The organism is Asaia sp. A2, from assembly GCF_057319415.1.
The window spans coordinates 1-8014 of the sequence record NZ_JBXWTO010000032.1 but is presented as its reverse complement, the minus strand read 5'-3'; the positions used below and the strand labels follow the sequence as shown (position 1 = coordinate 8014).

The 8014-nt window shown below is 58.5% G+C and carries 9 protein-coding genes; 5 read left to right on the top strand and 4 right to left on the bottom strand.

Going from position 1 to position 8014, the window contains the following annotated elements; translation table 11 throughout:
• Positions 1-234: 234 nt before the first annotated feature.
• Positions 235-798 carry a recombinase family protein gene (locus ACWNRM_RS15030; protein ID WP_485171492.1) on the bottom strand — a complete coding sequence of 188 codons (564 nt, stop codon included), beginning with the start codon at positions 796-798 and terminating at the stop codon, positions 235-237.
• Between the two features lie 300 nt (positions 799-1098).
• Here ACWNRM_RS15030 and ACWNRM_RS15025 point away from each other — a divergent pair, with 300 nt between their 5' ends.
• A complete protein-coding gene (locus ACWNRM_RS15025) occupies positions 1099-1467 on the top strand; it encodes a hypothetical protein (RefSeq protein ID WP_485171491.1) in 369 nt (122 codons plus the stop codon).
• A gap of 28 nt (positions 1468-1495) precedes the next feature.
• Here ACWNRM_RS15025 and ACWNRM_RS15020 read toward each other — a convergent pair whose 3' ends face one another.
• A complete protein-coding gene (locus ACWNRM_RS15020) occupies positions 1496-1792 on the bottom strand; it encodes a helix-turn-helix domain-containing protein (RefSeq protein WP_485171490.1) in 297 nt (98 codons plus the stop codon).
• 1 nt (position 1793) lies between these two features.
• A complete protein-coding gene (locus tag ACWNRM_RS15015; RefSeq protein WP_485171489.1) occupies positions 1794-2111 on the bottom strand; it encodes an addiction module toxin RelE in 318 nt (105 codons plus the stop codon).
• A 641-nt stretch (positions 2112-2752) separates the two neighbouring features.
• Between ACWNRM_RS15015 and ACWNRM_RS15010 the strand changes: the two genes are divergently transcribed.
• From ACWNRM_RS15010 to ACWNRM_RS14995, 4 genes are all read left to right on the top strand, one after another.
• Complete coding sequence (locus ACWNRM_RS15010; protein ID WP_485171488.1) at positions 2753-2947, top strand: hypothetical protein; 195 nt, start codon at positions 2753-2755, stop codon at positions 2945-2947.
• 561 nt (positions 2948-3508) lie between these two features.
• Positions 3509-5017 carry a hypothetical protein gene (locus ACWNRM_RS15005; protein WP_485171487.1) on the top strand — a complete coding sequence of 503 codons (1509 nt, stop codon included), beginning with the start codon at positions 3509-3511 and terminating at the stop codon, positions 5015-5017.
• A gap of 270 nt (positions 5018-5287) precedes the next feature.
• Positions 5288-5755: a helix-turn-helix domain-containing protein gene (locus ACWNRM_RS15000; protein WP_485171486.1), complete on the top strand. Its 468-nt coding sequence runs from the start codon at positions 5288-5290 to the stop codon at positions 5753-5755.
• A 345-nt stretch (positions 5756-6100) separates the two neighbouring features.
• Positions 6101-6889 (top strand): rolling circle replication-associated protein, encoded by a 789-nt coding sequence (locus ACWNRM_RS14995; protein ID WP_485171485.1) that lies wholly within the window; start codon positions 6101-6103, stop codon positions 6887-6889.
• A 421-nt stretch (positions 6890-7310) separates the two neighbouring features.
• Here ACWNRM_RS14995 and ACWNRM_RS14990 read toward each other — a convergent pair whose 3' ends face one another.
• Positions 7311-7604: a hypothetical protein gene (locus ACWNRM_RS14990; RefSeq protein ID WP_485171484.1), complete on the bottom strand. Its 294-nt coding sequence runs from the start codon at positions 7602-7604 to the stop codon at positions 7311-7313.
• Positions 7605-8014 lie beyond the last annotated feature (410 nt).

Genomic DNA, 8014 nt, shown 5'->3' with positions numbered 1-8014 from the left:
GATATGGCAGTCCCTTGAGATGACGCTGCCCCTCATAGGAGCAGGATCAAGACCAGCCAGACTGCATGTAGCAGGCTGTCCACGGTCGCTAACAACGGCGTCAGGTGATCCACAAGGCGAGTGGCGGCTTCGAGTAGGTGAATGAGGGCTGTCATGCTTTCCTCCTGAGTTATGCTGACCTCAGAAGTCTCCCACAGGCGGATGTGAGCGCCGCATATGCTCTCTCAGGGCCGCTTAGGGTGCCTCCTCAAGTGCCCGATAAACGCCGCTGCGGGCGATGCCCAACGCCTTGGCGATAGCGATGGCGCTGTGCCCTTCAGCGCGCATCTGCCTAATCGTCTGCGCTTGGCTCATGACCGTAGAAGGCCGCCCCTTGTACTTCCCGGCCTCCTTAGCGGCGGCGATGCCCTCACGCTGGCGCTCAAGCATCAAAGAGCGCTCGAACTCAGCGACGGCGGCAAGCATGGTCAGCATGAGCTTGCCGGTCGGGGTGGCGGTATCCATAGCCTGCCCGCCCATGCTCAGGACCACCAGCGTTGCACCCTTGGTCTGGATAGCCTCGGCCAGCCCCAGCAGGTCAGCAGTCGAACGCGCCAGGCGGTCGGGTTTTGTGACTACCAGCGTGTCTCCCTCGCGGAGGTAGTCCAGTGCAGTCTGAAGCTGCGGGCGGTTTGTGTCTTTGCCGCTCACCTTTTCTGAGAAGGTCTTTTCGCAGCCAGCAGCCTCTAGGTCCCGAAGCTGGGCTTCGAACCCCGCGTCCTGGTCTGTGGTCGATACACGCGCATAGCCAATTCTCATGTCCTGATCCTAGCTCTATCTGTCCCAAAAGGTCTTAGACCCTATCGCTAGAATGTCCTAAAAGTCAAAAACAATTTCATGGGACATTGAATTAGGCTTGGCCTGTCCTATCCGAGACATGTCCTAAATGACCAAGCCCTGTGGGACACGTTTAAGGTCTCCTTATGGGGTATCGGCAGGATGTTCCGTTGCGCGTTGCGTAGTCGCTACGGTGGCAGCTACGATGCCCCTACAGGGACCACGAGGGGCTACATGGCAGAAGAGCGCGTATCGTATCAGCAGCTAGCCGACAGATGGGGTGTGAGCGTTCCAGCAGCTAAAGCAAGGGTGAGGCGCTATCGCTGGCATCGGCAAGCCGGAAACGATGGGATGGTGATCGTGACCATACCGGACGGTAGCGACCACGTAGCTACGCCGTTGCCCCACAAGACCCCTGATAAAACCTCAGAACTGGCAAGCGACGTATCCCCTACAGAGGATACGCTACGTGTGGCCCTTGGGCAGATTGCGGAGCTTCAGGCCCTCCTCCTCGCAGCCAAGGACGAAAGCTCAGAATATAGGGCCAAGCTGGCCGCGGCTGAGGCCCGCCTGGAGGTCCTTGAGGGGCTACAGGATAGGGCTGCTACGCCAGAACGTAGCCTGATCCAGAGGCTGCTACGCCGTAGCTGATACGTTGGGGCGACGATGCCCCTACGTCCTAAGCCGCTCCTGCCAGAACCCGTTCGACAGCCTGAGGCTCGCGGTCGATCAGAAGCAAGAGCGTTCTGGCCGCCTTTTCTGGCTGGCGGCGGCCCTGCTCCCAATCACGCACAGCCCCGGCACTAAACCCATAACGGGCGGCGAAAGCGACCTGGCTCAGGCCTGTGCGCGCGCGGACCTGTCCCACGTCAACACCAGCGGGTGGGTTCCACACGCGGCCAGGCTCCATACGTCCGGCCATGATCTCGGCGGCTTCACGGGCCGACGCCAGCAGTTCTTCGGCAAGGTTTGCCATCTCATGATCCTCCCTTGATGATCGTCACAAAGGCGCGCTTCTGGTCCGGTGTCAGATCGGCCTGATCGTTCTTGCCATACAGCAGCAAGGCGAGGATCGGCGTTTCATCCCCGGCCACATACCAGATAACCCGGAAGCCGCCCCGCTTGCCCTTACCGGCCCCGGCAAAGCGCATCTTCCGTGCCCCTCCCATGCCGGGAATCAAGGCTCCCCCGCGTGGGTTTTCGGCCAGCGCCCGGATCAAATCGGCCCGTTCTTCGGGTGTCAGCAACGCATCCGCGCGCTTGGTGAAAATCGGGGTTTCGATGACCGAATGCATCCCCCAACATACGGCAACGCCGCACACATATCAAGGGATTGCGCGGGGCCACGCCGTATCGCCAGCGTATCACCTTCGCATCACGGTAGTGACAGCGTGAGGTCGAAGTAGGGACACGGTGAGCACAAACACACAAATGCAGACTTCCAGTCTGTCGTCATGCGTCACCACGCCACCTATGCCGCACCAAGCACACAGCGCGTCGTGTGTTCGTCCGCGTTGAGCGTGACGCAAAGTCGCGCAAAGCGGCGCGTATGGGCGTTTTCCAGACCCCGTGGGGTCTCCTAAACATTCCCTTCAAAAATCCCGCTAAAGCTGTTGTTGATTGTGAGTAAGTCGGGCTCTTCCTGTGGGGCTGTTCCCGTGAAATTCCCGAGGGGTAGGGGGTCTCTCCAGGCGCTTCCAAAACAGACCGGGTAGCCCCTGCGGCCTCCCTTTGGGGTCCCCCCCTGCCGCGATGGCGGACATAGCTATGTAGGCAATAGAAGATGGTCGCAGGCCTAAGGCACTTCGCCTAAAAATTTGGCGGACAAATTGCCCCGGCTTTTCGTGTGTCCACGGGCCAGCCGAATAAAATGGCGCACTAGGTCAAGCGAGCCTCTGACCAGCAACCACACCCCAAATATGGAACAAAAATCCTCATGAAATATGTAAGCGTAGGTGAGCGCACCTCGCTGCGGTTTACCCCTCAGGACCGCGCCAATTTCGCGTTGGTCGCGGCGTCACTCTGCGACCGTGACCCGGCCCTGTGCACGGGGCGCGCGGCGGTTTTTAGAGCGCTGTTAGGAGCGGCAGCCGAGAAGATACGGGCAGGCGCTTCGGGAACGCTGGCATGACCTGGGGGCGTCCTCGTTCCACGAAGCCACTCCTCGAAACTATATGGGACGGGGTCAATGACGAGAACGGCCCCGATGCATGTCATCCCTGGGAGCGCGCCCTCACAGGCAATGGATTTCCAGCCCTAAAGTATCATGGCACGAACATTAGGGTGCATAGGCACCTCATGTGCCATTTCCTGCCACGCCCTGACATGGCGTCGCTCGTGGTGGGGCATACCTGCGGCAACAGAGCGTGCTGCAATTTGGCTCACTTGCAATGGGAGGACCACAGCGCGGCCTGCCTTCGAGCTGTTAAGGCTGGGACAGTCACAGGGGGCAAGCCTAAGCTCTCAGACGCGCAGGTGATCGAAGCACGTAAGCTGCTACGCAAGGGCACAGCCTTAGTCTGTGACCTAGCGGACAAAGCTGGGGTGGCGGGCGGAACTATAAGGGCCGCAGCCTCCGGCACGACGCACAAGAAGCTTAACCAAGGCCATCCACCCTTCGCCGGGATCCTTCCGCTGGGGAACGCGGGCCGAGGCGGTAGAGAAACCCCTCGTAATTTCACGCGCCCCTCCTGTGAAGCCTTCCAGCGGCACCTGCGGGCAGCGCAGTCCGCTCAGTAACCAGATGTCGAAAGGGGGGTGGCGTTTCACCGCCCCCTTTGCGGCCCCGATCACCCTCTTTGGAGTCCCTTTGGGAAGTAGCAAATCAACGACGAAATCGTCCTCTACAACGTCGCCCTGGGCACCCCAGGCATCACAAGTTCAGAACATCTTCGGCCAAGCCCAGCAGAACTACAATCAGCAGTCTGCCAATGGCCCCTACACCGGCCAGATGACGGCTGGTACGAACAGCACCCTAAACGACGCCATAGGCCGCGCTAATTCATGGGCGAACGGTTCCGGCATCGCCCTGACGGATGGCCAGTCCTCGGCTGGCTCAACGGGCCTTGGAGCGCTTGCTCCCTACATGTCCAGGGCAAGCCAGCTTAGCCAACAGGGCCTTGATAGTGGCCTTTCGGGCATCCTCAGCCAGTTCGCCAATGGCTCTACTTCAGCCAGCGGCCCTTCAGGGCTCCTCAGCCAGTACCTGAACAATGCTGCAATCAGCGGCACGAACGGCCTGACTAACGCCCAAAACACCCTTTCAAACGTCTCCAGCCAGGCCCTCTCGGACCCGACGCAGCGCCTTGCGGCCAATGCAGGGACCTACATGAACTCGTCGGCGGTCAATCAGGCGATTGATGCGAATAACGCCACTATCGACCAGACGCTGAACCAGACGACGCTGCCCGGTATCAACCGGCAGGCGGCTCAGGGCGGGGCGCTGAACTCGTCCCGTGCAGGTGCTGCTACAGCCATGGCACAGGGTCAGGCAGCAACGGCTAAGGCCACTCAGGCCGCCTCGCTGCAGAACAACGCCTACAATCAGGGGCTGTCCACGGCGCTGAGTGCGTACAATAACGGGCTCGGCACAGCAGCCAGTGCAGCGGGTACTCAGGGCAGCCTTGGCAACGCTTCGGCGCTTGGCACTGCAGGTCTCCAACAGAACAACTCGCAGTACAACACCTCGAACCAGCTCAACGCCGCTTCAGGCCTCCTTGGGCTTCAGCAGCAGAACACGAACTCCCAGCTTGCTGCCAATAGCCAACTAGGAACGGCAGCCTCTCTCGGCAACACCGCGACGAACAGTGCCGTCCAGAATGCGCTGAACAACTACCAGCTTCAGGCGGGCGCAGGTCAGCAGCAGCAGAGCAATGACCAGAATGCTCTGACCAATGCTTATCAGCAGTGGCAGGGTCAAAACGGGTACCAGACAGGAATCCTGAATGACTACCTGGGGCTCGTCAGCGGGAACTACGGCAGCCAGACCCAAGGCACGGAGACCAAGACACAGTCAGACGGCCTCGGGAATACGATCATAGGCGGCGCGCTTGGCCTAGGCGGTCTGCTATCGGGCGGGGCTATTGGCGGAGCACTGTCAAAATGGCTCAATACGCCTTCCCTTGCCGCTCAGGAATTGGCGAGCCCGTACCATGTGAAAGGTGAACTCGGGACCGGAATTGCGCAGGGGGGCCTTTACTAAAACAGCAGGACTGGACAGAGCCCGGCCCGGAGCGCACACTTAGGTCACAAATGACGAGGGGGACAGCCCGGCCAGGCCATCCCCCTCTAATCTCGCCAAGACGCGGCGGGCAGGTGCAAAAGCGATTGAGCCCGCTTAGGCATCCGATAGAAGGAATATAGCGTGAGCCGGTAGAAGGTTCAACAGCGCTATCCTTCTTGGGAAGTGCGCGCCGTCCAGAATAGGACAGCCTCTGTGACCACTCCCAGCTTTTCTAGCCAGCTTTGGACCATGACCCAGGCCCGCCAGCTCACCGGCAAAGCGCATCTAGTGCTCCAAGCCCTCGCTAGCTTCACCGGCCTGCACGGCACCTTCCCCGCCCATGAAACGCTAGCTGCCAAGGCGGGATGCTCGGTACGGACTGTGATCCGCGCCTTAGATCAGGCGTACTCACTTGGCTTGGTGGAGCGAACGCGCCGCATGGTGAGGCGTGGAAATCGCCTTGTGCGGACCAGCAACGCCTATCGCCTCTTGATCGTGGGTACTGAAGCCGCAAAGCAAGCGGCGATGGCGTATGCTCAGCAGCTACGCGAGGCGCTTGAACGCCGGAAAAAAAGGCTTTTAGATCTACGTGCCAAAAGCACAGCGGAACCAATGCTCCCCTTAAATTACCCTACGCGAACCCCCTCAGAATGGCTCGACCTGCTCGCAAAAGTGGATTCAGGTCTGACCCCAGAAGAAGCCGGGTACCGAACCTAGCACAAGCTATCCCTAACACCCTCTAAGACGGTGCAGCGTAGCCCTCAGGACGGCCTTTAAAAGGCCCTCTGGTGGGGTAGTAGCCAAAACCTGCGCAGACCGCTCTACGGGCTTCTGTGAGGCTCCTAAAGGGGTGTCCTGATAATGGCTCATGAAGCGCGCTGGCGCGGTAGCAACGACACCGCTCGATGGCGAAAATAGCCGTTCAAAAGTCGTAAGTTTTTACAGGGCAAATAGGGGGTGCTAAGAGGCCAAACATCTAGCCATACCGGGCCTTTCTGGCACGATCTGCTGATAACAGAAGATAGGCTCTTAGTTATAGGGCACGGGAATGAGGAGGCTGCATTGAGTTCATCTGACCTGCATAGCCCCTTCGTATTCAGTCCCTCTGAGGAAACCCCAAAGGTCCCCTTAGAACGCCTCAGCCACAACCCCGACAATCTAAAGCTCTCTCAAGCTGCCAGCCTTCTCAACGCCATCAGCTATGCTGACAGCATCAATCATCCTATGAACGCTGGCCTAGACGTGAATTGGTATTGGCTGGGAACAACAGACCGCATCGGCCAACAGGCCGCTCAGGCGCTCTTTATCAAGGACCTACGCGAGTGGCTGCAAAGGAACCAGAAAGGGGGAAGGCAGGCGGCCTTCATTTGGGTTTCAGAACTCGACAAGCGAAAGAAGCTACACACACACTTCCGCCTGCATTGCCCTGCTTCCAAGGTGCCCGCCCTACGCGCCTACCTAGCGCAGAAGCATGAAGCTAGGGACATGGGCGACCGGCACCACGGCACGGCCTTTGCAATCAAATCCAAGGCTGGCCTGAACAGTCGCGCCAAACGGGCCGGATACCTGGCTTATATACTCAAGGGGATCGACCGAACCCCAGCCGTCGCCTGGCAGGGTCAGCTGCACTCTGTCGCGGACCTTTTGGGGATCCGCTCAAAGGGCTCCCAGGGGCACATTCTGACCAAGCGGGCCGGTATGTCGCAAAGCCTGGCTCCGGCTGCTCGTAAGGCCTCTGGGTGGACTGAACTAGTGCACCTCAGGGATCTGCGTAATGTCCTGTGGGACGAGGTGAGAGCTGCAACCCCCGCCCCGAAGGCCTATGACGAAACCGCTAACCCTGACTTCTAGCCAATGTTAGGCGATTGGGTCTCCCACGTACCCCCAGCCTTCCCGTTTAGCCTGCTCCAACATTTCGTGGATGATTTCCATATTGGGCAATCGCGCTTGTCCTCTAGCTGCCTGAAGGGTCCCATCAGGGCGCTTATAAATGAACCGATACCCGGTCTGCTGCCCGCCATCACTGTAAAAATACGTGCACCATTGGAAGCAAAGTTTCCAATCGTTCGGGAAAGCCTTCTCAGTGCTCTTAAGAACCATAACTCGCGCTTGAACAGCCATAATCGCCTCATCAGTTAAGTCTGAACTGCTGAATGGCTTAATAGCAGTTAAGGCTTAACTGCAAGGGAAAAATGCTAGGTATGACTGATAAGCATTGAAGGACGATGGAGCCCGCCTGAAAGATCAAGCTCCATCGTGACCTTTCAAGCCCTCAATGGGCTAGTGAATGGGTGAACTCAGCAACGTTGAGGGCCGCCCGGAATACCCTTTTTTGAGCCTGGCAGGCCTCCCCGAAGAGATCGCAGTCGATGGCGTCGACAATGATTGCTCTTAACGCCTCTACAGTGGCCTCTAAGGTGCTGAATGAGGCTTCAGCAAGGGCGTCTAAATGCGCCTCGTAGGTGTCCCAATAGGCCTGATCGTCGGCGTTCTCGTATGCAGCTTGAGAGGCTGCCGCAGGACCTGCCGAGAGGGCGCGGGACATGGTAAGCGTGGAAACGGTCATTGTGAATCCTTGTTTCACAGTGGCTAGGCCAGGCTTGGAAGGTACAAGTTCCTTGTCTGGCCGCTGACCAGTATGGTCAGGGCTAAGCTGTCATGAAATTTGTATTATTCACAGTGAAAAATCAGGAACTTTCTAATATTTCTAGATGAAATCCGAAGCCCTCAGGGTGTCATTACTTTGGATATTGCTGATCATCTATTGTAACGTATAGGGTGAAACCCGGAAAGCGTCGGTTTTTTCTTCTAACGTGCCTGTAGGTCGTAACCGAGAAATAACCGCCCGCGATATGGCAGTCCCTTGAGATGACGCTGCCCCTCATAGGAGCAGGATCAAGACCAGCCAGACTGCATGTAGCAGGCTGTCCACGGTCGCTAACAACGGCGTCAGGTGATCCACAAGGCGAGTGGCGG

Excerpts from the sequence above, each read along its gene's own strand:
- ACWNRM_RS15010 (WP_485171488.1), top strand. The coding sequence starts at position 2,753 with ATGAAATATGTAAGCGTAGGTGAGCGCACCTCGCTGCGGTTTACCCCT.
- ACWNRM_RS15020 (WP_485171490.1), bottom strand. The coding sequence starts at position 1,792 with ATGGCAAACCTTGCCGAAGAACTGCTGGCGTCGGCCCGTGAAGCCGCC.
- ACWNRM_RS15000 (WP_485171486.1), top strand. The coding sequence starts at position 5,288 with ATGACCCAGGCCCGCCAGCTCACCGGCAAAGCGCATCTAGTGCTCCAA.
- ACWNRM_RS14990 (WP_485171484.1), bottom strand. The coding sequence starts at position 7,604 with ATGACCGTTTCCACGCTTACCATGTCCCGCGCCCTCTCGGCAGGTCCT.
- ACWNRM_RS15030 (WP_485171492.1), bottom strand. The coding sequence starts at position 798 with ATGAGAATTGGCTATGCGCGTGTATCGACCACAGACCAGGACGCGGGG.
- ACWNRM_RS15015 (WP_485171489.1), bottom strand. The coding sequence starts at position 2,111 with ATGCATTCGGTCATCGAAACCCCGATTTTCACCAAGCGCGCGGATGCG.